Consider the following 26,936-nt stretch of genomic DNA (forward strand, 5'->3'; position numbering starts at 1 on the left):
TCGGCGAGGCCGGCCTCACCCGAAGGCTTACCCGGCGCGCCGAACGGGGCTTTCGACGCCGCGGATCAGGCAGCAATCTCGTTGCAGATCAGGCCGTCGCGCGCGCCTTTTGCGGATTGCGCCACTGGTCGAGCAGCGCCGCCCATCGGGTGCGCGCCGCCGCCAGGTTGCGGTCCTTCACATGGCCGTAGCCGCGAATTTGCTCCGGCAGGGCCGCGATTTCCAGCGCGGTCGCGTGGTTGCCCGCATTCAGCCCGGTCAGCACTTCATCGATAGCGGCGCGGTACTCGCCAATCAGCGCGCGCTCGGTCTTGCGCTCTTCGGTGCGGCCGAAGATGTCGAGCGCCGTGCCGCGCAGGCCCTTCAGCTTCGCGAGGAAGCGGAAGCCGGTCAGCATCGCCGGACCGAACTTCTGCTTTTGCGGTTCACCCTTGGCGTTCTTCTTCCCAATGATCGGGGGCGCCAAGTGGTAGTTGAGCTTGAAGTCACCCTCGAACATTCCGTTGACGCGATCCAGGAACGAGCGGTCGGTGTGCAGCCGAGCGACTTCGTACTCGTCCTTGTATGCCATCAGCTTGAACAGGTAGCGCGCCACGGCTTCGGTCAGGCTGGTCTTGCCGACGAGCGACGACTCCGACTGCTGCACCTTGGCGACGAAACCTTTGTACTGCTCCGCATACGCCGCGTTTTGATAAGCGGTCAAAAACTCGACGCGGCGCTTCACCAGGCTTTCGACCGTCTCGCGCTTCTTGAACTCGATGACGTGCCCCGGCGCCACCAGCTTCTGCACGGCCGCCAGGTCGTGCGCCGCGCGACGGCCCCATTCGAACGCCGTCTTGTTGTTCTCGATCGCGACGTTGTTGAGGTCGATCGCGCGCATCAGCGACTCGTATTCGAGCGGCAGCCAGCCGCGCTGCCACGCAAAACCCAACAGCATCGGGTTGGCATACAGGCTGTCGCCCATCAAGGCGACCGCGAAAGCATCGGCGTCGAAAGTGCCGAGGTTGTCGACACCGACGGCGCGTGCAATTTCATTGGCGCAATCATCTTGCGGATTCACCCAGTTGGCGTTGCGCACGAAAGCCGCCGTCGGCGTGCTGTGCGTGTTGAGCGCAACGTGCGTGCGCCCTTCACGCATGCGCGCCAGCGTCTCGGCGTTGACCGCCACCAGCGGATCGGCCGCCAGGATCAGGTCGGCCGCCGCGGTGCCGACGCGCGTGGTGCGAATCGCGTCTTGCGATTCGCCGATGAGCGCATGGCTCCAGGTCGCGCCACCCTTTTGCGCCAGGCCCGCCGCGTCCTGCGTGACGATGCCCTTGCCTTCGATGTGCGCGGCCATGCCGAGCAGCTGGCCGATGGTGATGACCCCGGTGCCGCCGACACCCGCGACGACCACGCCCCAGACCTGGTCGCGCGCCAGTTGCGGCACGCGCGGCTCAGGCATCGCGCCCATCTCGAAAGGCGAACTGGCTTTGCTCTTCGACTTCTTCTTGAGTGCGCCGCCTTCGACGGTCACGAAGCTCGGGCAGAAGCCCTTGAGGCAGCTCATGTCCTTGTTGCAGGTGCTCTGGTTGATGGCGCGCTTGCGACCGAACTCGGTCTCCAGCGGCTCGACCGACAGGCAATTGCTCTGCACGCTGCAGTCGCCGCAGCCTTCGCACACCAGTTCGTTGATCACCACGCGCTTGGCCGGGTCGACCGCCGTGCCGCGCTTGCGGCGGCGCCGCTTTTCGGTCGCGCAGGTCTGGTCGTAAATGATCGTGGTCGTGCCCTTGATCTCGCGAAACTCGCGCTGGATTTCGTCGAGATCGTCGCGATGGCGAATGGCGACGCCCTTGCCGGCGTAGCTGCCCGGCACCGTGACGCCTTCGTACTTCTCGGGTTCGTCGGTGACGATGACGACCTTCATGGCGCCTTCGGCATGCAGGCTTTCCGCGATCTGAAGGACCGAATGGCCTTCGGGCCGCTCGCCGATCGCCTGACCGCCGGTCATGGCGACCGCGTCGTTGTAGAGGATCTTGTAGGTGATGTTCACGCCCGCCGCGATCGACTGGCGAATGGCGAGCAGGCCGCTGTGAAAGTAGGTGCCGTCGCCCAGGTTCGCGAAGATGTGCTGGTCGGTGGTGAAGGGTTGTTGCCCGACCCACGGCACGCCCTCGCCGCCCATCTGGGTGAAGCCGATGGTGCTGCGGTCCATCCAGGTCGCCATGAAGTGACAGCCGATGCCGCCCATCGCGCGCGAGCCTTCGGGCACCACGGTGCTGGTGTTGTGCGGGCAGCCCGAGCAGAACCAGGGCTGGCGCCCCTCGGTCACGCCACCGGCCTGCATGATTTCCATCGAGCGCTCCTTGGCGTCGAGGATGGCGATCTGCGCCTGCACGCGCGCTCGCATGTCGGCGCCAGCATGGTCGAGGATGCCGAGCTTCTTCAGGCGCTGCGCGATGGCCTTGGCGATGAGAGCCGGATTCAGGTCGGCGTTGGCGCGCAGCAGCGTGTTCGCGGTCGGGTTCGACATCGACCATTCGCCGCCCGAAAAGTCGCCATCGTCGAGTTCGTTGAATTTGCCCACGACGCGCGGCCGCACGTCGGCACGCCAGTTGTAGAGCTCCTCTTTCAATTGGTATTCGATGACCTGGCGCTTTTCTTCGACCACCAGGATCTCTTGCAGCCCGGTCGCGAATTCGCGGGTGAGCTGCGCCTCGAGCGGCCACACCACGCCGACCTTGTGCAGACGAATGCCGAGCTGTCGACAAGTCGCGTCGTCGAGGCCAAGGTCCAGCAAGGCCTGGCGCGTGTCGTTGTAGGCCTTGCCGCTGGCCATGATGCCGAAGCGATCATGGTCGCCTTCGATCACGTTGTAGTTGAGGCGGTTGGCACGGATGTACGCCAGCGCGGCGTACCACTTGTAATGCATCAGGCGCGCCTCCTGCTCCAGCGCATGGTCGGGCCAGCGGATATGCAGGCCGCCGGGCGGCACCTGGAAGTCGGTCGGGATCACGATGTCGACACGCTCCGGGTCGATCATGGCCGTCGCGCTCGACTCGACGATTTCCTGGATCGTCTTCATGCCCGACCAGATGCCCGAGAACCGGCTCATCGCGAAGGCGTGAATGCCGAGGTCGAGAATTTCCTGCACGTTGGCCGGAAAGAACACCGGCGTGCCGCAGGCCTTGAAGATGTGGTCGCTCTGGTGCGCCGCAGTGCTGCTCTTGCTGATGTGGTCGTCGCCCGCCACCGCGATCACGCCGCCGAACTCGGTGGTGCCAGCCATGTTGGCGTGCTTGAAGACGTCGGAGCAACGGTCCACGCCCGGCCCCTTGCCGTACCAGATACCGAAGACGCCGTCGAACTTGTTGGTGCCCGGCGGCGAGAAGCCCAGTTGCTGCGTGCCCCAGAGCGCGGTGGCCGCCAGCTCTTCGTTGACGCCCGGCTGGAACACGATGTTCTGCGCCTTCAGGTACTTGCTGGCCTTCCACAGCGCCTGGTCGTAGCCGCCGAGCGGCGAGCCGCGGTAGCCGCTGATGAAGCCCGCCGTGTTCTTGCCGTTTTGCTGGTCGCGCAGGCGTTGCAGCATCGGCAGCTTGACCAGCGCCTGCACCCCGCTCATGAAGGCGCGACCGTAGTCGAGCGAATATTTGTCGTCGAGGGTGACGGTCTCTAGCGCCTTGCGAATGTGCTCGGGCAGGGGTGCATTCATCGTCTCTGTCTCCTGATATGGCGTGGCCTTGTGGGCGTGGCTGATGGGTCTGTGCCCGGTAGGGCGCGTGCCCACGTTGTACGCAAAGTGTATGCCTGGGTCACGGACAGGTGTTTGCGTTCTTTGCCTTCAAAACGCCGCTTCCAGAATGAATCTTTCTTAAAATGGCGCCTTATGGAAAGCATCGACAAGTTCGACCTCGCGATCCTGCAAGAACTGCAGACCGACGGCCGCCTCACCAATGCCGAACTTGCGCAACGCGTGGGCCTCTCCGCCGCGCCCTGCTGGCGCCGCGTGCGTGCGCTCGAAGAGGCCGGCTTCATCAAGGGCTATCACGCAGAAATCGACCGCCACAAGATCGGACTCGGCGTGCTGGCTTTCGTGCGGGTCGACACCGAGCGCGTCCAGGGCGACGCCACCCGCAAGCTCGAGGACGCGATCCGCAAGCTGCCCGAGGTGGTGGCCTGCCACTACATCAGCGGCACCGGCACCTTCGAGCTGCAGGTGGTGGCGCAAGACCTCGACAGCTTTTCGACCTTCGCTCGCCAGCACCTGATGAACCTGCCCAACGTGAAAGACCTGCACACCAGTTTTTCGCTGGGCGAAGTCAAAGCGAACAGCGCGTTGCCTCTGGGGCACTTGGCCGCCGCGAAGAATGCGAAAGGCCGATAGGTGCGGCGCTGTCGCACTCAGCGCACCAATCCCGCCGCGACATCCCTGAACGAAGCCAGCGCTGCTTCGAGGTGCTCGATGATTTCTTGCTGCAGCACGTCGGGCGGCGGCAGATCGTCGAGGTTGTCCAGGCTGTCGTCCTTGAGCCAGAAGATGTCGAGGCTCGCCTTGTCGCGCGCCACCAGATCGGCGTAGCCGAAATACTTGAAGCGCTCGGACTCCACTCTTTCATGCCGATTGGCCGGGTGGTAGCAGTCGATGAAATCGCACAAGTCGGGCGCTGCCAGCGGCCGGGTCTTCAGAGTGAAATGTTTGTTGGTGCGCAGGTCATAGATCCACACGCCCTTGGTGTGCACCTTGCCGTCGGCCGGCTTCTTGTCGAAGAACAGCACGTTGGCCTTCACGCCCTGTGCGTAGAAGATGCCCGTCGGTAAGCGCAACAGCGTGTGCACGTCGCAGGTCTCCAGCAACTTGCGCCGAATCTTTTCGCCTGCACCGCCCTCGAACAGCACGTTGTCTGGCAACACCACCGCGGCCTGCCCGGTCGTCTTCAGAATGGTGACGATGTGCTGCAGAAAGTTGAGCTGCTTGTTCGACGTGGTCTGCCAGAAATCCTGCCGCTCGTAAGTCAACGCATCGCGGTCTTCCTCGCCTTCCGCGTTGGTGATCGTCATGCTGCTTTTCTTGCCGAAGGGCGGATTCGCGAGCACGTAATCGAAGCGCCGCTCGGGCGCCGAGATCAGCGCATCGGCACGGTCCACCGCCGGCTCTCCATCGAGCTCGCCGACGTTGTGCAGGAACAGGTTCATCAGACAAAGCCGCCGCGTCGCCGCGACGATCTCGTTGCCGAAGAACGTCTCGTGGTGCAAAAACTCCTGCTGCCGAATGTTGAGTTTGCGCCCGCTCTTGTGGGACAGCCAGTCGTAGGCGCCGAGAAAGAAGCCGCCCGTGCCGCAGGCCGGGTCGGAAATTGTCTTCATCGGTTGCGGCTGCACGCAGGCGACCATTGCCTCGATCAGCACGCGCGGCGTGAAGTACTGGCCGGCGCCGCTCTTGGTGTCTTCGGCGTTCTTTTGCAGCAGGCCTTCGTACAGATCGCCCTTGGTGTCGGCGTCCAGGCTGATCCAGTTCTCGGCGTCGATCAGTTGCACCAACCGCGACAGCTTGGCCGGGTCCTGAATCTTGTTCTGCGCCTTGAAAAAGATCGCGCCCAGCATGCCCGGCTCCTGCGCCAGCTTGTGCAGCAACGCGAGGTAATGCGCTTCGAGCGGTTCGCCGGTCTTGCCCTTGAGGCTGGGCCAATCAAAACCCTTCGGAATATTGGCCGGCCGGTCGTACGGCGGCTGCGCGTACTCGTGCGCCAGCTTCAGGAACAGCAGATAGGTCAGCTGCTCCAGGTAGTCGCCGTAACCCACGCCGTCGTCGCGCAGCGTGTGGCAGAAGTTCCAGATTTTCTGGACGAGGGAAGAAGCATTCATAGCGTGAGACCGGAGCCGGTTCTATTCATCGGTCTATCTGCCACGCGACCCCTGCTCATGGCCATTGGCAGATAGCCAAGTTGTTGATTCGCAAAGGAATTTGCGATTTCTATTGGACATGTCAACGACAACATCGGCCGATTCATCCGATTTGTCCGTTATCGATCAACCGATACCGGCGCCAGCGCTTTTCGCCCTGGTGCTCGACCTGACCCGTCGCGACCAATTGGTCCAGCGCGCGTTTGACCGTTCGCGGCGCCAGCTCAGGAGCGGTGCGCCGATGCACTTCAGTGGCCGACGAGCCAGGGTAGCCCGACAGGTCTTCCACGATCAACGCTCGCAGCCGATGGGGCACCATGCGAGTCAGCGTTGTCTTGCTCTGCACGCCGCCCAACTTGAGTGCTTGCGGCGACACAAAGTAGCGCGTCCCTTGGGTTTTCCCGATGCTCATCACCAGTCCGAGGTCCAGCAGCCGTCCCAGCCACACGGCGGCGCCCTCGTCGGTGTCGGCTATTTCCAGTTGTCGCGCCAATTCACGCGCCGTCAACCCGTCACTCATCGCCAGGATGCCCAGCGTGATGCGCTCCCTCTGGCGCAATTGATACGTCGCGTCGGCGTCGGCCAGTAAGCGGATGACTTCCGGCCGCACGATGCGCCGTCGAACCGACACCTTGACCGAGTCGTCGCCTTCTTCAACGACCGGCGCCAGCCGCCCTTGCGAAAGCTGCACCTCGTACATCAAGTCGAAGCCGGAGCCTTCTTTTTCCATGAGCTTCAGGTCATGAAAAAGCGTGGCGAGGCGCTCGTTCCGCCGCCGGCTGGCGTGCAGGATGTTGTGCACGGTCACTCCCAAAGGCAACAGCCCCGGATTGCAGACCTCCAACCTGTCGGGATGCAGATTCAGGAAGATGTCGCCGCGTTGCGCGTAAGGGCGATGCACCAGCGCGTTGACGATCAGTTCGCGTACTACCCGTTTGTCATAAGCAGGCACCTTCTGGCGATAGAGCCCGTCAGGCAATTCATAGGTCTCGCGAAAGTCCGACACCTCCTCCCAAATGGCGTCGATCAACTGCACCGGCGACAGCGTGTAGTCGTCCCATGTCCACTTGAAGACCTTGGCGCCGCGCTCGTCGTACTTGATGGCTTGCACCACCGGTGCACTGCCCAGCCGTGCGCGCGCACGTGGCGAGCCGATCAACAGCACGCCCAGATGTGTGAGCAACGGCCCGTCAGTCAGCCCATAGTGTTCGAGTAACTCCACATTCGACTTTTCCTTGACCCCGGCTTTCACGCGGTCCGACGCGCGCAACCCGGCCAGCAGGGCCTCGACCTGAACATCGTCGGCGCCGGTCAACGGCGCGTCCTGCGCCGTAAGGCTCTCCCATGGCATGCCGGGGCGATCGTTGAGAAGACGCAGCACCTCATCGCCCAACACCGGACGGCAGGCGTCGGACACCCGCAAGAAATAGCGCCCGTCAGTGGTGGAGGCAACACCCCATGAACGGGCTACCGTCAACGCGACGTACTCGCCGCCATTGGCAGCCTCGCGCCGCTCGGGCGCAACCTGCACGTTGACAGTGAGTTCGCCGACCCGCTTGCGAATGCGCTCCAGCAACTGCGCGTCGATGCGCTGCGCCTGGGGCGGCAAGGCTTCACCGTCCTCGATGCCGATGCGGATCTGCCCGCCAGCGGCGTTTGCGAAACACACGCAAGTGGCCGCCAAAGCCGCAAAGTCTGCGCTGCCGCCTTCCACCAGGCGCAGCGACTTGGACTCGGTGTTTTGATCTTCGAGGCTCACTCGGAAGCCACTCGACGTTGGCGGCGGCCGGCACCACCCGCTTGCGATTGCGCGCCCCGCTCGGCGCGGATGCGCGCCAGCAACACGCTGGCCGGCTCGTCATTCGGGTCTTGCGGGACGAGTTGGCCGGAGAAGGCGGACTGGAGGATGTTTTTGCGTTGGGCAGCGGATTGGCGCAGGGCGTACGCTACGTTGACGCTCTGCTCTGCGGCAAGCATTTGCTGCTCCGAAAGAACTCGCGCAATTTCAACCTGCTCTTCAAACGGCGGGAGGGGCATCGTTAAAGCAGCGAGCTTGGTGCCGTTGACATTGGCCTGACCGACCTGCTGAGTCACTACTGACTTGACCCATTGGCGTCCAAACCCTGAATTGATGTACCCCGCCACAAGTTCAGGTATGACCGATGGTGAAAACCGAACGGCGATGAGATACGACGCATACGAGCATGGACTGATTTGAGACCTGTATACGGCCGACTTTCCAACCAGTTCCGGACTATTTGTACGGTTGAACAGCATGTCCCCATCGACCAGAAACAAAGCCGGAAACTCATCGTGAGCGGTAGGCAAGTACTTCAACTTATTCAAGTCCAGATCGCCATCTTGAATGTTGCCCATACGAATTACAGGAACGCCAGAATCAGTTTCGGCGGTCTTTGCGGAGCTGCCATATTTTTGTTCGACCGAGAGTTGATCAACAGTGGCCCATGTCCACCCCATCGGGATTGCGTACTGCCCAGTAATACTCGGCGCAGCGGGCTCCTCGTATTTGTCTTGCCAGCCCTTGGGCGGCGCCTTGCCTTGCGCCTTGAATTTGGTCAACTGTTTGGCCTCCCAACGCGCGCGGCGCTCGCGCAGAATGCGGGCCAGCAGTTGCGCGCCGCTTTCTTCGCTGTCTGTTTCGGGGCCGTGCTGCGCGCGCCAGGCTTCGGTGAGTCGGCCTTCCACCGCCGCCTTGAGCAGCGACTGGCGGTACTGCGCGAGCTTCTTTTGCGCCGCCTTGAGTTCGGCCACGCCGGCATCGAGGTCGGACAGCAGTTCTTCGAGTTTGTCGACGATGCGGGTTTGTTCAGCAAGCGAAGGAGCCCGAATGACAAAAGCATTGATATCGCTTGGACGCACTGCCGGGTAAAGCGCACCCTGAACGACCGCACACATCGCATCGACGAATTGTTGCGATTGAACAAGGAAATACAGGTACTGCGGCACCATGTACTTCGACCGCAGGACATGAAATCCCGTCGATCCGATCGCGCCATCCAAGCTCGCAGGAACGATGGCAACGGCATTCAGATTGGGCCGCGTCATCGATACCAGCACATCGCCCGATCTAAGCCGCTGCTTTGCGCGGCTGGGCGCAGCGTCAACGGATACGGCCTGTGCGGTCGCTATCGTCTTCCGTTCGCGATCAATGCTGCCGATGTCGACATAGGCGAAGTCGGCTTTGGTTGCCGGGCCAGTCTGTGCAACGGACTCGTCGGCAACTTCACCGAGACTCGCGAAATCGCTTTCGTGTGTCACGCCACCAACTCCAAATTCATCTCTTCCATCAACGGGTCCAGTTGCGCATCGAACACGCGCCATGCTTTCTGTAAGCCGCCTTGCGCAGCGAAATCGCCCAGGCTGAAATGGGCGCGGCGGATCACGCAACTGGCGGCGATGTGGTCCTTCATCATCCTCAGCCAATCCATCTGCTCCGGCGTGAAAGCGGTCGCGCGCTGGGCGTTGTGCCGAAACACCCAGTCGGCAAAGCGCTTGTCGACCTCATCGGCAAAAGGCCGCAGCTCGGCCGTTGCGCCGTCCATGACCGAGGCAAAGCGCACCAGCGAAATCAGGTCGGTCAGTTGGCGCTGGCGGTCCGTGCCCTTGACCTGATTCGTCTGCACCCGCGCATAGGCGCTCCACAGCCGCTCGGTCGTGAGCATCAACGGCGGGCGGCTCAGTTGCTCGTGCAGTTCTTCGATCATCTCGAAAGTCAACGCGCGGCGCTGGTACGGCTGTTCATAGAAAAAGCCGAGCGCACCGATCTCGTCGCGGTGCGTGGCCAGGTAGTCGGTGAAGGTCTGGATCACCTTGCGCGCCGCGTCTTCGGCCTGCGCGCTGTAGCCGGCAAAGGTCACCTGGTCGAGGTTGATGTGGTCGATCAGTTGCTCGCGCTCGCGCCGGGCGCTTTCGATCTGGTCGCGCAGTTCGGGTTTATCGAAGGGCGCGCAGGCAGCGGCCACGCGCTGGCTGCGCGCTTCGCGCAATTCATCGGCCGTGAGCGTGGCTTCGTCGCGCGTGATGCCGCGCGCTTCGGCCGTGGCGAGGGCGGTGGCGGCGATGCGGTCCGGGTCGAGCGCGACGATCAGCGCCTTGCCGAGTTCGCCGACCGGCACGCCGCCGGCAGCCTTTTCAATCCGTGCCTTGGCCTTGTCGTCGAGCTGCTTGGCCAGCCGCACCAAGCGGTTGGCCAGGCTCAGCACGGTGTCGTCGTCGCGATGGCCCATCGCCACGCCTTGCAGCAAGTCCTTCAGCGGCATGCCGGGCTTCTTCTCCAGCGGACGGCTTTCGGTTTTGAGCGACTTCTCGACGCCGACCGCATCGATCAGCACGAAGCGGGTCTTGGCGCTGTCGGCGCTGTTGCTGACACGTTGCAAGTCGTCGAAACCGAGCGAGCGCACGCCGCGCCCTTTCATCTGCTCGTAGTAGCCCTTGCTGCGCACGTCGCGCATGAAGAGCAGCACTTCCAAAGGCTTGACGTCGGTGCCGGTGGCGATCATGTCGACCGTGACGGCGATGCGCGGGTGGTAGTCGTTGCGGAAGTTGCTGAGGATGGTGTCGGGGTCTTCTTCCGACTTGTAGGTCACCTTTTTGCAGAAGGCGTTGCCCTGGCCGTAGACCTCACGCACCATCTGGATGATGTCGTCCGCGTGGCTGTCGGTCTTGGCGAAGATCAGCGTCTTGGGCACTTCCTTGCGCGTGGGAAATATCTTGGTCTCGACGGCCGTTTTCATGGCCTGGATTACCTGCCTGATTTGGCTCGGGTTGACGACCGAGCGGTCGAGTTCCCTGCCAGCGTAGGCGCTGTCTTCTTCGGTTTCGGCCCAGCGGCGTTTGCGGGTCTGGCGGTCGCGGTGGTCAACCCATTCTTTGGCGGTGAGCAGCGCGCCCTTCTTGGTGATCTCGGTTTCTATCTCGAACACGTCGTAGCCCACGTTGACGCCATCGGCCACCGATTGCTCGTAGGTGTACTCGGCAACGATGTTCTCTTTGAAAAAGCCGAAGGTGCGTTTGTCGGGCGTTGCCGTGAGACCGATCAGGTAGGCATCGAAATAATCGAGCACCTGCATCCACAAGTTGTAGATGGAGCGGTGGCATTCGTCGATGACGATGAAGTCGAAGTCCTCGATCGGTACGGCGGCGTTGTAGCGCACCACCTTGGCTTGTTTGGGCAACTGCTGGACTTCGTTGAGCGACACGTCCTCAGTCGACTCGTCGATCGCCTCGCCCGACAGCACCGAGTACATGCGCTGGATGGTGCTGATGACGACTTGCGCATGCGGGTCGATATGGCTCGAAGCGAGACGCTGCACGTTGTACAGCTCGGTGAACTTGCGGCCGTCGTCGGGCGGCGTGTAGGCCATGAACTCCTGATGCGCCTGTTTGCCGAGGTTGCGTGTGTCGACCAGAAACAGAACGCGCTTGGCGCCACCGAATTTGAGCAAACGGTAGACCGAGGTGATGGCGGTGAAGGTCTTGCCCGCGCCGGTCGCCATGTGCACCAGCGCACGCGGCTTGTTCAGCGCCAGCGATTTCTCCAGGCCGGTCACGGCGCTGACCTGGCAGTCGCGCAGGTTGCGCTCCGGCAGCGCCGGCATCTTCTCGGCGAGGCGGCGTCGCAAGGTATCGGGCTGAGAAACCAGCACGGCCAGATGCTCAGGACGGAAGAAGTGGAACAACTCGCGTGAGCGCGGCGCCGGGTCGCGGCCGTCGGTGAAGTGGATGACCTGGCCGGTGCTCTCGAACAAAAACGGCAACGCAGGCAGCCCCGGCAGGCGCCACTTAAGCGCGCTGCCTGCATAGCGGGCGGTTTGCTCTTCGACAAAAGTGAGGATGGTGGCGTCTGGCTTGGCCTCGATCACGCCCACCGCCTGGCGGTCGATGAACAGCACGTAGTCCGCCGGGCCGGTGCCGGTCGGATGCTCCCGCACCGCGACACCCAGACTGGCGCCGAGGTTGAGGTGCCTCATGTCCTGCACCACCCAACCGGCTGCGACAAGCTTTTTGTCGATGTGTTGGCGGGCTTTGGCTTCGGGTGTCATGCAGCGTGCATTGTGTGCGAGCCGCGACAATCGACACCAGATGCCACCGATCTTCCCCGACTCGACCGCGGACGCAGAAAATCCACCTGAGCCCGCCATCGAAAGGCGCGCTCCTCGCGTCGGCGCGTTCGACCCGCTGAGCCTGCCGGTGTTCCGCATGCTGTGGAGCACCTGGCTCATCGCCAATGTCTGCATGTGGATGAACGACGTGGCGGCGGCGTGGATGATGACCACGCTCACCACGACGCCGATCTGGGTCGCGCTGGTGCAATCGGCCTCGACCTTGCCGATGTTCCTGCTCGGGCTGCCGAGCGGTGCATTGGCGGACATCCTGGATCGGCGGCGCTGGCTGATCGCCACGCAGTTCTGGCTGGCCGGCGCCGCCGTCGTGCTGTGCGCAGCGAGCGTGCTCGACCTCATCACCGCGCCGCTGCTGCTGGCGCTCACCTTCGCCAACGGCATCGGCCTGGCGATGCGCTGGCCGGTGTTCGCAGCCATCGTGCCGGAGCTGGTGCCGCGCACCCAATTGCCGGCAGCGCTCGGCCTCAACGGCATCGCGATGAACGCATCGCGCATCATCGGCCCGCTGCTGGCCGGCGCGATCATCGCCAGTGCGGGCAGCGTATGGGTGTTCGGACTCAACGCGGTGCTGTCGGTGGCCTGCGGCTTTGTCGTGATGCGCTGGCGGCGCGAGCACGTACCCAATCCGCTCGGCCGTGAAAAGCTCATCGGCGCGATGCGCGTCGGCGTGCAGTTCGTGCGGCAATCGCAGCGCATGCGCGCGGTGCTCGTGCGCATCTCGATCTTCTTCCTGCATTCCACCGCGCTGCTCGCCCTGCTGCCTTTGCTGGCGCGCGGCCTGCACGGCGGCGATGCCGGCACCTTCACGCTGTTGCTCGCTTCGATGGGTGCAGGTGCGATCGTCGTGGTGCTGTTCCTGCCGCGGTTGCGCCAGGCTTTCGACCGCGATCAACTCGTGCTGCGGGGCACGCTCATCCAGTCGGCCGCCACGGCTGTGATGGCCTACGCGCCCAACACCTGGGTCGCGGTGCCCGCCATGTTCTTCGCCGGTGCGGCCTGGATCACTGTGGCCAACTCACTGTCGGTATCGGCCCAACTTGCATTGCCGGACTGGGTGCGAGCCCGCGGCATGTCGATGTACCAGATGGCGATCATGGGCGCGACCGCTTTCGGTGCTGCCGTGTGGGGCCAGATCGCCACGGTCGGCACGCTGCAGACCGCCTTGCTGATCGGTGCCGTGAGCGGCGTTCTGATGATGGGCGTGGCGTTGCGCTACGTGGTGGATGGCGGCGGCAGCGACGAAGACAACGACCTGAGCCCCGCGCGTGAAGGCTGGGCGCAGGCGCCTGCGCATCCGGCACCGAGCGAGGGCCGCGTCGTCATCACGGTCCAATACATCATCGATCCGGCACGGGCCGCGGCCTTTCATCTGGTGATGCAGCAGACGCGCCGCACGCGGCTGGCCGAAGGCGCGATCGGCTGGGAACTGCTCAACGACATTCGCGAGCCGGAACGCTATGTCGAGCAGATCGTCGATGCGTCGTGGACCGAGCATCTGCGGCGCTTCAACCGTGCGACCGCCGCCGATCTGGCGCTGCGTGAACGCCGCCTCGCGTTCCATCTGGGCGAGGGCCCGCCGGTCGTTACGCGCTATATCGTGAAGCGTTGAACTCGCCCTGTCAGGACTTCTTCGTGGGCAATTCGATGCCAGGGAAGATCTTGATCACCGCGCTGTCGTCTTCCTTCGCAAAGCCGGCGGTCGAGGCTTGCATGAACATCTGGTGCGCGGTGCTCGACAATGGCAAGGGAAACTTCGTCGCGCGCGCCATGTCGAGCACGATGCCGAGGTCTTTCACGAAGATGTCGACGGCCGACAACGGTGTGTAGTCGGCGGCGAGCACGTGGGCCATCCGGTTTTCGAACATCCAGCTGTTGCCGGCGCTGTGCGTGATGACTTCGTACAGCGCGGCCGGGTCGACGCCTTCACGCAGGCCGAGTGCCATCGCCTCTGCCGCCGCGGCAATGTGCACGCCGGCCAGCAACTGGTTGATGACCTTGACCTTGCTGCCCGCGCCGGCCTTGTCACCCAGGCGGTAGACCTTGCCGGCCATGGCATCGAGCACGTCGCCGACCTTGGCATAGGCCTCGGGCGTGGCGGCCGTCATCATCGTCATCTCGCCGCTGGCGGCCCGCGCGGCACCACCGGAAATTGGCGCGTCGATGTACAGCAGGCCCATGGCCGCCAGGCGGGACTCGAAGGCGATCGACACGGTCGGGTCGACGGTGGAACACATCACGAACACACTGCCGGGCTTCATCGTGGCCGCGACGCCGTTTGCGAATTTGTCACCAACACTGCCGAACAGCACGCTCTCGGTCTGCGCCGCGTTCACGACCACCGAGACCACCACGTCGCACTGCGCGCCCAACTCGGCCAGCGACGCACAGGCGGCGCCGCCGTCTTTAGCGAACGCATCGGCAACTTCTTTGCGCACATCGAACACGCGCAGGTCGAAGCCTTTGCGGCGCAACGATTGCGCCATGCCACTGCCCATGGCACCGAGGCCGATCAGACCAATCTTCAACGTCATCTTGTCGTCTCCTTTTGTTGTGTAGTCAAGCCAGTAGTTTTTCCAGATCGACATCGACTCGCGTCGCTTCGCGGTCGAGCAGGTTCACGCAATACAGCACCTCGATCCATTGCTCTGCGCGCACCGCTGTTTCCAGCTGACGCGAAGCCTGTGCCGCGCCGAGCGCGAAGATGGCCGAGAAGGCGCCTTTGAGCGCGTGAACGTGCTGCAGGAGCACCGGCGCGTCACGCGCGATCGAGGCCTTGCGAATGACTCGGCGCCGCAGCGCGATGTCTTCCCGCATCACGCCGGCGAGTTCACGCACAGAGGCCATGTCGTTGCCCATGGTCTCCATGAGCCGCGCAAGGTCCAGTGCCGATGCGCCCTTGCGCTCCGGAGCGGGCACAGAGGCGATAGGCGCCGGCGCTGTCACCACGGCGGTGATCGTCTTGCGCACCGACGGTGCTGAAAGTGAAACGGGCGCCACTGGCGCCGGCCTGTTCGGAAAGGCGCTTAGGTCGAAATCGAATTCAGGCACGAGCACTTCAGGCACCTCGCTCGATGCGCGCATCGCCGACAGCATGGCCTCGGCCAGCCGCGCGGGCGACACGGGCTTGGAGACATAGCCGTCCATGCCCTCGGCAAGGCAACGCTCGCGATCTCCGGCCATCGCATGGGCGGTGAGCGCGACGATGGGCGTGCGCGGCCGGCCGGGCATCGCCGCTTCGCGCGCGCGAATCTGCGCGGTCGCATCGAAGCCGCTCATGACCGGCATCTGCACGTCCATCAGCACCAGATCGAAGCGCTGCCGTTGCCACGCGCTCACGGCCTCCTCGCCGTTGCGCACGACAGTGAAGGTGCACCCCATGTCGCCCAGCAGCCTGCGCATCAGCAACTCGTTGACGGCATGGTCTTCCGCCAGCAGCACGTTCAGGCCGTGCACCGTGAGCATGTCGAGCGGGGCCGGCTCCGACAGCACGCCGAAGTCGTCGTTGGCCTCGTCGAACACGGCGGTGAAGCTGAAGGTGCTGCCCTGCTGCGGTCGACTCTCGACCCGGACCTCGCCCTCCATCATGTTCACCAGCCGCGCGCAAATCGCCAGGCCCAGGCCGGTGCCGCCGTGTCGCCGCGTGGTCGATGCATCGGCCTGCGTGAAGGCCTCGAAAATCTGCCGCTGCTTGTCCTCCGGGATGCCGATGCCGGTGTCGCGCACCGAGAACAGCAGCCGCTGCCGACGCGGCGGAAGATCGCCCTGGTCGTCGTCGACAGCCAGCGTGACATGGATGCTGCCGCGTTCGGTGAACTTGATGGCGTTCGACATCAGGTTCGACATCACCTGGCGCAACCGTCCGGGGTCACCCACGACCACCGGCGGCACATCGGGTGCGATGTCGATATCGACACTCACGCCTTTCTTCTCCGCAGCCGGGACATGCAGCGCGACCACGTCGTTGATCCAGCGCTCGACGTCGAAGCGGATCTGCTCGAAGACCAGCTTGCCGGCTTCGATCTTGGACAGGTCGAGCACGTCGTTCAGCAAGCCCAGCAAGGCGGTGGCCGAGCTGTCGACCAGTTGCAGGTAGCGCCGCTGCTCGGCATCGAGCTTCGACTTGTGAAGGAGCCGAGTGAGTCCGAGGATCGCGTTGAGCGGCGTGCGCACTTCGTGGCTCATGTTGGCCAGGAACTCGCCCTTGGCGCGGCTGCTTTCCTCCGCCTCGGCGCGCGCCTTGTCGATCTCGGCCAGCATCTCGCGGCGCGCCGTGATGTCGCGGTTGTAGCCGGTGAGCTTCAGCGGGGCACCGGCGGTATCGCGCTCGGTGATCATGCCGATGCTCTCGATCCAGATCCACCCGGTGGCTGCCGCCACGCGGTGCTCGACCGAATAGCGATCGCTGTTGCCATTGAGGGCAGCCTCGAATGCGGCGCGCACCGCCAGCACATCCTCGGGATGCACCCGCGACAGCAGTCCGCGCAGATCCCAAAGACTGTCGGGCGCGGCATCACCGATCATCTCGTCCCAGCGCAGGCTGAGAAAAATGCGGCCGCTCGGCACGTCGCACTCCCACTGCGCAACGCGCGCTGCCTCGGCGACCAGCATGTGGCGCCGCGCCGACACCAGCGTCTTGCGCGAGGCTTCGATTTCTTCGGCCTGGCGCAGCGTCAACGCCTCGAGCGCATCGCGCTCTTCGGACAGCCGCTCTATGCGGCCCAGCGCACCTTGCAAGGCGTCGTCGTGCTCAGCATGTGTCATTTCGGATGCGGGTTGAAATTTCAAGGCGTATTAATAAAAACGGTTTAATGCTCGATAAAAATCATTCGCCGAACAGATCCACTGCGCCTTTTGGCGCCAAGCCAAAACGAGTATGCACGCGAACGTTGGACTTAAAAACGATGAGGATGATGCCGAGGCAGAGAGCGTCACGGTGCTGCTGGTCGACGACCAGCCGGTCATCGGCCTGATCGTTCGCAAGATGCTGTCGAGCGACGCAGCCATCGGATTCCACGAGTGCAACGACGCCACCGCAGCGATCGACACGGCGCGCGCTTGCCGTCCCACCGTCATCCTGCAAGACCTCGACATGCCGGGCGCCAACGGTCTCGATCTGGTCATGGCTTACCGCTCGATCCCCGAGCTGCGCAACATCCCGATCATCGTGTTGTCTTCCAACGACGAGCCATCGATGAAGAAGGCGGCCTTCGCCATCGGCGCCAACGACTACCTGGTCAAGCTGCCGGAGCCGATCGAGCTGATGGCGCGCGTGCGCTACCACTCACGCTCCTACATGGCTCTGCTTCAGCGCGACAACGCCTACCGCGCACTGCACGAGAGCCAGACGAAGCTGCGGCAAAGCAACATGGAGTTGCAGCGCCTGACCAACTCGGATGGACTGACCGGCCTCGCAAACCGTCGCTACTTCAACACGTACATCGAGCAGGCGTGGGCCACATCCCAAAAAGACGCCTCCGTACTGTCGCTGTTGATGATCGATGTCGACTACTTCAAGCTCTTCAACGATACGTTCGGCCACCTTGCAGGAGACGACGCGCTGCAGCGGGTCGCGCAAGCGGTGCAGGGCGCGATAGTCGAACCGATGAGTCTTGCCGCACGATTCGGTGGTGAAGAGTTTGCCGTGATCCTCCCCTGCAAGGGCGCCGAAGCGGCCTGTGAAATGGGCGAACGCGTGCGCCGTGTTGTCGAGGCATTGGACATTCCCCATCCTTCGGTCGCAGGCGCCAGTGTCACCGTGAGCATCGGGGTAGCGACGATGACGGCCAGTGTCGCGACACGCTCGACCGACCTGATCGCCGCGGCAGATGCCCGGCTCTATTGCGCCAAGTACGACGGACGTAATCGAGTGGTCGGCGCGGCTTAGCGGTCGCGGCGATTGCGCTTGTCCGCAATCGCACATATGCAACAGCAGGGCTGTCGTACACGCCATGTTGGTTGGCAACGAGGAGGTCGTCCGCGAAAATGAAATCTCTCAGATTCGCTCATGATTTCCCACAAAACCCTCTTGAAGTACCACGAACGTTCTACTTGCTCGGTTCAGTGGCCCGAATTCGGTCGGGCATTCGCTGCCGAGTCGAGTGACGGCCTTGAATTTCCATGACGACCGAAGGCGATCAGCCGGAGGACATCGCTTGCCTGTTCCGTAAGTTCGGCGGCGACCCGACGACATACAAGGAGTTCGCGCCACGCGACGAGCCCGCTGCCGATGTGGGCGTACGACCACTGATTTCGCCTTTCCCCGCTACTGCACCGGCGCCCGAGCCTGTGCCGCCCTCCGCCGCGACGGCACGGCGTGGCTTGCTGTCCCGATGGCGCAGACCCAGCTGACCAACGTCGTCACGCTGCCGCCCGAGTCGCCACCGGCCGAGTCGCTGCTGCTCGACCATCCAGTGCTGCGCGTCGTCGCTTGGGTCGCCACCTTCGCGCTACTGCCCGCCGTCGTCATCACGCCGTTGACGCTGCACCAGCAGCTCACGCTGTCGGTTGTCATTTTGATCACCGGTCTCGTGGTCAACCGCTTTGCCGGACGCTTCGCCAGCCTGGTGCTGATCTTTCTTTCCGTGGTGGCATCGTCGCGCTACATGTACTGGCGCGTGACCGAGACGATGACCATGGACAGCGCGCTCCAGGTCGTGCTCGGCGCGGGTCTGTTGATGGCGGAGGTCTACGCCTTCATCGTGCTGCTGCTCGGCTATGTCCAGACCGCTTGGCCGCTCGGCCGCAAGCCCGTACCCATGCCGGCCGACCCGGCAGTCTGGCCGACCATCGACGTCTTCATTCCGACCTACAACGAGCCACTGTCGGTGGTGCGCCCGACGGTGCTTGCCGCGCAGGCCATCGACTGGCCGCGCGACAAGATCAACATCTTCGTGCTGGACGACGGGCGGCGCGAAGAGTTCCGCGTGTTCTGCGAGGCGGTCGGTGTCGCGCACGTCACCCGCACCGACAACAAGCACGCCAAGGCCGGCAACATCAACGCCGCGCTGAAGAACACCAGCGGTGAGTTCGTCGCCATCTTCGACTGCGACCACATCCCGACGCGGTCGTTCATGCAGATCGCATTGGGCTGGTTCGACCGCGAGCCCAAGCTCGGCATGGTGCAGTTGCCGCACTACTTCTTCTCGCCCGATCCTTTCGAGAAGAACCTCGATACCTTCGGCACAGTGCCGAACGAAGGCGAGTTGTTCTACGGCCTCATCCAGGACGGCAACGACCTCTGGAACGCGACCTTCTTTTGCGGCTCGTGCGCCGTGCTGCGGCGGACCATCTGCGAAGAGGTCGGCGGTATCGCCACCGAGACGGTGACCGAAGACGCGCACACCGCGCTCAAGATCCATCGGCTCGGCTACAGCACCGCGTACCTCGCGCTGCCGCAAGCGGCCGGCCTGGCGACCGAAAGCCTGTCGGGCCATGTCGGGCAACGCATTCGCTGGGCGCGCGGCATGACCCAGATCTTTCGCATCGACAACCCGTTGTTCGGCAAGGGCCTGAGCTGGGCGCAGCGCCTTTGCTACCTCAACGCGATGCTGCACTTCCTGTACGGCCTGCCGCGCATCATTTACCTGACGGCGCCACTGGCTTACCTGTTCTTCGGCGCGAGCGTGATCCACGCGTCGGCCTCGATGATCTTCGCCTACGCGCTGCCGCACGTGTTCCACGCCAACTTCACCAACAGCCGGGTGCAGGGGCGGTTCAGGTACCTGTTCTGGAACGAGGTGTACGAGGCGGTACTGGCCTGGTACATCTTCAGGCCGACGCTGGTCGCGCTCATCAATCCCAAGCTCGGCAGCTTCAACGTGACGGCCAAGGGCGGCCTGATCCAGAAGCAATATTTCGACACCGAGATCGCGCGCGCGAGCATGTTGCTGATGGCGATCAACTTCGTCGGCGTCGTCGTCGGCTTGTGGCGCCTCACCTTCGTGGATGCCGACAACATCGCGACGGTGTGGCTCAACCTGGCGTGGACCGTCTACAACCTGATGATTCTTGGCGCCTGCGTGGCGGCCGCCAACGAGTCGCGCCAGGTGCGCAGCGCGCATCGCGTCGCGCTCGAAGTGCCGGCCACGCTGCACTTTGCCGACGGCCGTTCGATGCGCTGCACCACCTCCGATTTTTCGACCGGTGGCCTCGCCCTCGACCTGCCGACCGAGGTGCTGGCCGAGGATGCGACGCCGGTCGAAGTCGCGCTCTATCGCGGCAACACCGAGTACCGCTTTCCGGCCACCGTTCGCTTCAACAGCGGCAAGCGGATGGGCCTGCGCTTCGACCCCATGAGCTTCGCGCAGGAGCGGGCGCTGGTGCAATGCACCACCGCCCGCGCCGACATCTGGGTCGCGCGCTGGGGCAACCATCCGCGCATGGCGGCTCACCGCGTCATGGCACGTATCGCGCACATCAGCGCCATCGGATTCAAAGACATGTTCGCTCACTATCTGCGTACCGCCGCCGGCAAGTTCCACGCGCCGGCGCCCGCCACGGCCGCCCTGCGCGACGCCAAGGACCCGATCTGATGCGCGCCGCTCTCGTTGCCCGTTCCGGTGTCATGTTCGGCATCGTCGCGCTGCTCGGTCTGGCGACTGCACCGGCCGATGTCGCATGGGCGCAAGCCCGGCCTGCGGCGAGCGCCGTGCCGGCATTGCCCGCGGCTGCTCCAGCTGCCAGCGGCGACCCCCGCACGCTCAACCTCACACAGCTCGGGCTCAACTACGCCATCAAGCTGCGTGGCGTCAGCGGGACTGTCGGCATTCCGTTCAGCGTGCGTGCCGACGAGCTCGTCACCGCTGCTTCTCTGCGGCTCAACTACGCGTTCTCGCCGTCGCTCATTCCTGCGCTGTCGCACCTCAAGGTGAGCGTGAACGATGTCGAGGTAACGACCTTGCCGTATGGCGCGGCCGAGGCAGGCAAGCCGCAGACCGTCGACATCCCGATCGACCGCCGGCTCATCGCGGACTTCAACCGCATCAACATCGAGCTGGTCGCGCACTACACGAACGAATGCGAAGACCCCGACCACAGCAGCCTGTGGGCCACCGTCGACGCGTCGAGCGCGCTGACGCTCAACGTGACGCCGCTCAAGGTCACGAGCGACCTCGCGACGCTGCCGCAGCCCTTCTTCGACCGGCGCGATGTGCGGCGCGCGAGCATTCCGTTCGTCTTCGCTGGTGCATCGGCCTCTGCAGCGTCGACCACCGCCGCGCTGGGTGCGGCCGGCATCGTGTCGTCGTGGCTCGGCGGGCTTGCCGGCTATCGCGGCGCGACCTTTCCGGTGACGACCGGAGAGTTGCCCACTGCGGCGCACGCAGTCGTCTTCGCCACGCCCGAGAGCAGCATCGCAGGCCTCACCCTGCCAGCCATCGAAGGACCGACGCTGACCGTGGTCGACCATCCACGCGACCCGGCCTTCAAGCTGTTGCTGGTGATGGGCCGCAACGCCGCGGAGCTGACCACCGCTGCATCGGCGCTGGCACTCAACAGCCGCGCGTTCACCGGCGCGACATCGACCATCGCCGACCTGCAGTTGCCCGCGCCGCGCAAGCCGCACGATGCGCCGCGATGGATTTCGAGTGACCGCGCCGTCATGCTCGGCGAGCTGGCACCGGGGCCCGTTTTCTCGGTGTCGGGCTACACGCCGGAAGTGGTCAAGGTCGATCTGCTGACCCCGCCCGACCTCTTCACCTGGCGCAGCCGCGGCATCCCGCTCGACCTGCACTACCGCTACACGCCGCGCGTGCGGCCCGACCAGTCGACGCTGAACCTGAGCGTCAACGACACCTTCATCGGATCGTTGCCGCTGCGTGCGGCCAACATGGCGAGCGATGCCTGGTGGAACGTGTTCGCGCTGAAGCTGCTGCCCGATGGCTCGGCCCTGCACAGCACCCAGCTGCATCTGCCGCCGCTCGCCATGGGCTCGCGCAGCCAGCTCCGGATGCACTACTACTTCGAGCAGCCGAGGACCACCTGCACACCCGTACTGGACAACGTGCGCGGCGGCATCGACCCGACCTCGACCATCGACGTATCGAGCTTTCCGCACTACATCGCGATGCCCGAACTGGCCGCTTATGCAAATGGCGGCTTCCCGTTTTCGCGGATGGCCGACCTGGCCGAAACCGCGGTGGTGATGCCCGATCGCGCGGAGCGGGGCGACATCGAAACCTACCTCGCGCTGATGGGCCATATCGGCGACGTGACCGGCTACCCCGCCCTGCGCGTCACGGTCGGCTCGGCTTCCAACGTCGATCAGTGGGCCGACAAGGATCTGCTGGTGCTCGGCAACCTGAAGAACCAGCCGCTCTTCACACGATGGGCCGCACAGATGCCGTTGCGGCGCGACCCTGCCGCAGCTGCAGGCCCGGGCGCCGAGCAGTTCCACATCGGTACCTGGTTCGAAGACACGCTGAACCTGATCCAGGGCTCGCGTCAACGCGAAGACCTGCCCACCGGCACCACGCAGATGTCGGTGTTCGAAGAGCGCACCGATGCCGTGCTGGCGGGCTTCCAGTCGCCGCTTCGGGCCGGTCGCAGCGTGGTCGCGGTGATGGCCAACGAAGCCTCGCAACCAGCGCTCGTCAACGCGCTGCTGACGCCCGAGCTGCTGCAACGCATCCAGGGCAGCATGTCGATCGTCCGGGCCGCACAGGTGAGCAGCCTGTTGAGCGGCGAGACCTACTACGTGGGCACGCTGCCGCCGTTCACCTGGCTGCAATGGAACCTGTCGCGCAGCCCGTTGCTGCTGGCAGGGCTGGTCGTGCTCGTCGCGCTGCTGGGTGCCGGCGTGTCCTTCTCCAGTCTGCAATTGCTGGCCCGCAAACGCTTGCGTCGCCAATGAATCCATTCGATTCCTTCGCCGCAGACCGGCGGCGCTGGCTCGCCGGATTCGCGTTGTCGCCGCTTGCCGCGAGCCTTGCCGCATTGCCTCTCTGGACGCGCGCTGCCACCAGCGGCTGTGTCGCATCGTCCGACTGGTCGAGCTTTGCCAAACGCCACATCCAGGCCGATGGCCGCGTGATCGACTTCGACACAGCGCAGCAGCAGTCGACCTCCGAGAGCCAGTCCTATGGCCTGTTCTTTGCGCTGGTGCACAACGACCGCGACACCTTCGCCCGCGTGCTGGCCTGGACCGACGCCAACCTGGCGGGCGGCAGTCTTGCCACTCGCTTGCCGGCCTGGCAGTGGGGCCGCATGTCCGACGGCAAGACATGGGGCGTGCTCGACAGCAATCCGGCTTCCGACGCTGACCTGTGGATCGCCTATTCCCTGCTCGAAGCAGGTCGCCTGTGGAACCTGCCACGCTATCGCTCGCTCGGCCGGGCCGTGCTGCAAATGGTCGCGCGCGACGAGGTCACGACGCTCGACGGACTCGGCCGCATGCTCTTGCCGTGGCCGCAGTCAGTGGCCAAGGGACCGACCTGGCGCCTCAATCCGAGCTACATGCCGCTGCAGTTGCTGCGCTACTTTCAGCAAGAGTCCCCGCGAGGGCCGTGGGGCGAGATTGCCGACAACACGCTGAGCATGATCAGCGCCGTCACACCGCAAGGCTTCGCGCCCGACTGGTGTGCCTGGTCGAGCGACGACAAGGCTTTCGTCGCCGACCCGGACAAGGGGCCGGTCGGCAGCTACGACGCGATTCGCGTGTACTTGTGGGCCGGCATGCTGGATGCTGAGGACCCGGCCCGCACGATGCTGCTCAAGAGCTTCTACGGCCCGCGCCGCGCCATTCAGCAGGGCAAGCCGATGCCCGAGTACGTCGACACGTCGACCGGTGTCGGCCGGGGCATCGGCCCGACCGGCTACACCGCGGCGCTGTTGCCGTACCTCAAGGCACAAGGCGCCGCCGTACCGTTTTTGCCGCCACCGTCCTCGACGCACAAGCCGCTCCCCTACTACGAACGCATGCTGATCCTCTTCGGCCAGGGCTGGCTCGAGGGCCGCTTCGCCTTCGGCAAGACCGGCGAGCTGCAAACCCATTGGAAGTCTCCATGTCCTTCCGCACGACCGACATGAAAACCCCCCTCCATGCGCCCTTCGCTTTGTCGCCGACCTCGGTGCGGCAACGCGCTCCGGCCCGGCAATGGATCGTCCGGCTCGGCTTGCTCGGTACCTTGTGCGCAGGGGCCGGCGCCGGTGGTCCGGCTTTCGCGCAGAGCGACGCGCGTTCGGCCCTGATCGAGCAGGGCAACTACTGGCAGAGCCTCGGTCGCGCCGAGCTCGCGGAAGAGAGCTGGACGAAGCTGCTGCGCGTCGATCCGAAGTCGGCCGATGCGATGTACGGCATGGCGCAGGTCGAGCTCACGCGCGGCAATGCCGAAGCCGCGCGCAGCTGGATCACACAACTGCAAACCGCACACCCGACCGATGCGCGTGTGGCGCGTCTGCAGCAGCAGGCTCGCCAGCCCGGTGCGCCCGCCGGCGACCTGCAGCGTGCCCGCGCCGCCGCGCAGGCCGGACGCGCAGCCGAAGCAGTGCAGCTCTATCGCGCGCTGTTCGGCAACCGGCCACCGCCGACACCACTGGCACTGGAGTTCTACGGGGTGCTTGGCGGCACGCCGCAAGGCTACGACGAAGCACGCAAGGGCGTCGCGCAGCTGATCGAAAGCCAGCAGGGCAACCTCAACGCCAGGCTCGCATTGGCGCAGCTCGACACCTACCGCGAGCCGAACCGGCGCGACGGCATCAAGCAACTGGCAGACCTGTCCAAGCAACCCAGCGTGGCGGCCCGCGCCAGGGCAAGCTGGCGGCAGGCGTTGCTCTGGCTCGACGCCCGTGCGGCCGACGCCCCGCTCTATCGGGACTACCTCGCGGATCAGCCCGACCCGGCGGTGTCGGCGCGGCTCGGCACGCTGGCGGAAGCACGCACGGCATCGACCGCTTCGCCGGCCGCAAAGGCGCTCAGCGAAGGCTTCAAGGCACTCGACCGCGGCGACAACGCCCTCGCGCAGCAGCGCTTTCGGCAGGCGTTGCGTGCGCAGCCGGGTGCTCTCGACGCACTCGGCGGGCTCGGCTTGGTCCGCCTCAAGCAGGAGCGATTTGCCGAAGCCGAGCAGTTGCTGCGGCAGGCATCGAAGGCACCGAACGGCGGCAAGTGGGCATCTGCCTTGCGCAGCGCCAGCTACTGGACATTGATCCGCCAGGCCACCGCGACGCGCGACAGGAACGACACGACCGCCGCGCGCTCGCTGCTGGAGCGCGCTGTGAAGCTCGATGCACGCGAGCCGGTCGGGCAGAACGCGCTGGCCGATCTGCGCCTTGCCGCGGGCCCGTTCAGCGACGCCGGGCAAGGCACCCGCGTGCGCGTCGAACAGGCGCGCGCGCAAGCCCGCGCCCAAGTCGAAGCGGGCGACAATGCCGGTGCGCAACGCACGCTCGAAGACGCGATGCTCATCGCGCCCGACAGCCCGTGGGTGCGGTTCGACCTCGCCAGCATCTATCGGCGCAACGGCCTCATGGCACAGGCTCGCGACCTGATGGACGGCCTCTTGCTGTCACAGCCCGACAAGCCGGACGCGTTGTATGCCAGCGCCTTGTTCGCATCCGATGCTGGTGACCCGGCGTCCGGCCTGCAGTACCTCGATCGCATCCCCGCCAACGCCCGCACGCGCGACATGTCGGCGCTGCAGAACCGCCTGTGGGCGCAAGGCCAGGCCGATGCGCTACGCGATGCCGGCAACCTCGAAGCCGAGCGCAGCGCGACCCTGAGCGTCGGCACCAGCTTTCGCACACGCGCCGGCGAGGCCGGCATGAGCAGGCTGTCGGACCGGGAGATCCCGATCGAGGCCCGCATCCCGGTCGGCAACGGCAAGATCGTGCTCGGTGCGACGCCGACGTTTCTCGATGCCGGCACGCTGTCGCCGGCGTTCGGCGCGGCCGGTCGCTTCGGCGCCGGGCCGGCCGCCGCGCTCGCGCAACTGCAGGGCACCGCACCGGCCGTCGGCTCGCAGACCGCCAGCGGCGTCGGACTGAGCTTGGGCTATGAAGGCAAGAACCTGAGCGCCAGCATCGGCACCACGCCGCTCGGCTTTTCTGAGACCAATGTCATCGGCAACGTGAGCTACGCCGGCCAGCTCAGCGACAACGTGTCGCTGAAAGGCGAGCTGTCGCGCCGCGCGGTGACCGACAGCCTGCTGTCTTTCGCAGGCGCCAAAGACGCACGCACCGGAGAGAAGTTCGGCGGCGTGGTCGCGACCGGTGGCCGGCTCGACCTGACGCGCGACAACGGCACCTACGGCTTCTACGGCTACGGCTCGTACCACGCGCTGACCGGCACCAACGTGCAGAACAACGATCGCGCCGAGCTGGGCGGCGGCATCTACGTGCACCTGATGAAGAGCGCCACGTCGAGCCTCACCGCGGGCATGAACATCGACCTGCTGCACTACGGCAAGAACCTGAGCTACTACACCTTTGGGCAGGGCGGCTACTTCAGTCCGCAGCGCTACATGAGCGTCGCGTTTCCAATCGACTGGACCGGCCAGTACGACCGTCTGTCGTGGCGGCTCAACGCATCGTTGGGCGTGCAGTCGTTCACCCAGAACGATTCGCCGTACTTCCCGACCGACCCCACACGCCAGTCGGACGCTGCACGCGCGACCGCGGTCGCCACGGCGCTTGGCGTCAACAGCGCGCCGTTCACCGGCTCGTACCTGGAATCGAGCAAGACCGGCCTCGCCTACAACCTGGCCGGCCTGCTCGAATACCAGTTGGCCCCGCAGGTCTACCTCGGTGGTTTGCTGAGCTTCAACAATGCGCAGAACTACCGCCAGGTGACGGGCGGCGTCTACCTGCGCTACGTGTTCGGCGGTTCGTCGGAGGCAGGCCGGTCGCGCAACGGCGGCGCCACGCTGCGTCCGCTCAGCTCCCCTTACACGCCGCTGCTTTGAAGCGTTGCTT

General features: G+C 64.7%; 15 protein-coding genes. 8 read left to right on the forward strand and 7 right to left on the reverse strand.

Going from position 1 to position 26,936, the window contains the following annotated elements:
• Positions 1-88 precede the first annotated feature (88 nt).
• Positions 89-3,697: an indolepyruvate ferredoxin oxidoreductase family protein gene (locus H7F36_RS04670; RefSeq protein ID WP_187053583.1), complete on the reverse strand. Its 3,609-nt coding sequence runs from the start codon at positions 3,695-3,697 to the stop codon at positions 89-91.
• Between the two features lie 174 nt (positions 3,698-3,871).
• Between H7F36_RS04670 and H7F36_RS04675 the strand changes: the two genes are divergently transcribed.
• Complete coding sequence (locus H7F36_RS04675) at positions 3,872-4,369, forward strand: Lrp/AsnC family transcriptional regulator (RefSeq protein WP_187053584.1); 498 nt, start codon at positions 3,872-3,874, stop codon at positions 4,367-4,369.
• Between the two features lie 17 nt (positions 4,370-4,386).
• Here the strand turns inward: H7F36_RS04675 and H7F36_RS04680 are convergent, their stop codons facing one another.
• From H7F36_RS04680 to H7F36_RS04695, 4 genes are all read right to left on the reverse strand, one after another.
• Complete coding sequence (locus H7F36_RS04680) at positions 4,387-5,847, reverse strand: class I SAM-dependent DNA methyltransferase (protein WP_187053585.1); 1,461 nt, start codon at positions 5,845-5,847, stop codon at positions 4,387-4,389.
• A 142-nt stretch (positions 5,848-5,989) separates the two neighbouring features.
• Positions 5,990-7,645 carry an ATP-binding protein gene (locus H7F36_RS04685; protein ID WP_187053586.1) on the reverse strand — a complete coding sequence of 552 codons (1,656 nt, stop codon included), beginning with the start codon at positions 7,643-7,645 and terminating at the stop codon, positions 5,990-5,992.
• Positions 7,642-9,165, reverse strand: coding sequence for a restriction endonuclease subunit S (locus H7F36_RS04690; RefSeq protein ID WP_187053587.1), 1,524 nt, complete (start codon positions 9,163-9,165; stop codon positions 7,642-7,644). The genes H7F36_RS04685 and H7F36_RS04690 overlap by 4 nt, the downstream gene beginning before the upstream one ends.
• On the reverse strand, positions 9,162-11,948 hold the full coding sequence (locus tag H7F36_RS04695) for a DEAD/DEAH box helicase family protein (RefSeq protein WP_187053588.1): 2,787 nt from the start codon (positions 11,946-11,948) through the stop codon (positions 9,162-9,164). The genes H7F36_RS04690 and H7F36_RS04695 overlap by 4 nt, the downstream gene beginning before the upstream one ends.
• 40 nt (positions 11,949-11,988) lie before the next feature.
• On the opposite strand from H7F36_RS04695, the gene H7F36_RS04700 reads away from it, so the two are divergent.
• Positions 11,989-13,638 (forward strand): MFS transporter, encoded by a 1,650-nt coding sequence (locus H7F36_RS04700; protein WP_187053589.1) that lies wholly within the window; start codon positions 11,989-11,991, stop codon positions 13,636-13,638.
• 10 nt (positions 13,639-13,648) lie between these two features.
• Here the strand turns inward: H7F36_RS04700 and ltnD are convergent, their stop codons facing one another.
• Positions 13,649-14,560, reverse strand: coding sequence for an L-threonate dehydrogenase (gene ltnD, locus H7F36_RS04705; protein WP_261802497.1), 912 nt, complete (start codon positions 14,558-14,560; stop codon positions 13,649-13,651).
• Positions 14,561-14,585: 25 nt separating this feature from the next.
• Entirely contained in the window at positions 14,586-16,790 is a 2,205-nt protein-coding gene (locus H7F36_RS04710; RefSeq protein ID WP_187053591.1) for a PAS domain-containing hybrid sensor histidine kinase/response regulator, read from the reverse strand.
• Positions 16,791-16,902: 112 nt separating this feature from the next.
• On the opposite strand from H7F36_RS04710, the gene H7F36_RS04715 reads away from it, so the two are divergent.
• From H7F36_RS04715 to H7F36_RS04740, 6 genes are all read left to right on the forward strand, one after another.
• The gene (locus H7F36_RS04715) at positions 16,903-17,913 is read left to right on the forward strand and encodes a diguanylate cyclase (RefSeq protein ID WP_187053592.1); all 1,011 of its coding nucleotides are present in this window, start codon (positions 16,903-16,905) and stop codon (positions 17,911-17,913) included.
• Positions 17,914-18,146: 233 nt separating this feature from the next.
• Positions 18,147-18,377, forward strand: a complete 231-nt coding sequence (bcsR, locus tag H7F36_RS04720; RefSeq protein ID WP_187053593.1) for a BcsR/BcsP family cellulose biosynthesis protein — start codon at positions 18,147-18,149, stop codon at positions 18,375-18,377.
• A complete protein-coding gene (gene bcsA / locus H7F36_RS04725) occupies positions 18,359-20,560 on the forward strand; it encodes a UDP-forming cellulose synthase catalytic subunit (RefSeq protein ID WP_187053594.1) in 2,202 nt (733 codons plus the stop codon). Before bcsR ends, bcsA begins: the two co-directional genes overlap by 19 nt.
• Positions 20,560-22,878 (forward strand): cellulose biosynthesis cyclic di-GMP-binding regulatory protein BcsB, encoded by a 2,319-nt coding sequence (bcsB, locus tag H7F36_RS04730; RefSeq protein WP_187053595.1) that lies wholly within the window; start codon positions 20,560-20,562, stop codon positions 22,876-22,878. The genes bcsA and bcsB overlap by 1 nt, the downstream gene beginning before the upstream one ends.
• Entirely contained in the window at positions 22,875-24,053 is a 1,179-nt protein-coding gene (bcsZ, locus tag H7F36_RS04735) for a cellulose synthase complex periplasmic endoglucanase BcsZ (RefSeq protein ID WP_187053596.1), read from the forward strand. Before bcsB ends, bcsZ begins: the two co-directional genes overlap by 4 nt.
• Positions 24,050-26,926 (forward strand): cellulose biosynthesis protein BcsC, encoded by a 2,877-nt coding sequence (locus tag H7F36_RS04740; protein ID WP_261802498.1) that lies wholly within the window; start codon positions 24,050-24,052, stop codon positions 26,924-26,926. The genes bcsZ and H7F36_RS04740 overlap by 4 nt, the downstream gene beginning before the upstream one ends.
• Positions 26,927-26,936: the final 10 nt, after the last annotated feature.

It is taken from the genome of Variovorax sp. PAMC28562 (genome assembly GCF_014303735.1).
In the GTDB taxonomy this organism is placed as follows: domain Bacteria; phylum Pseudomonadota; class Gammaproteobacteria; order Burkholderiales; family Burkholderiaceae_C; genus Variovorax.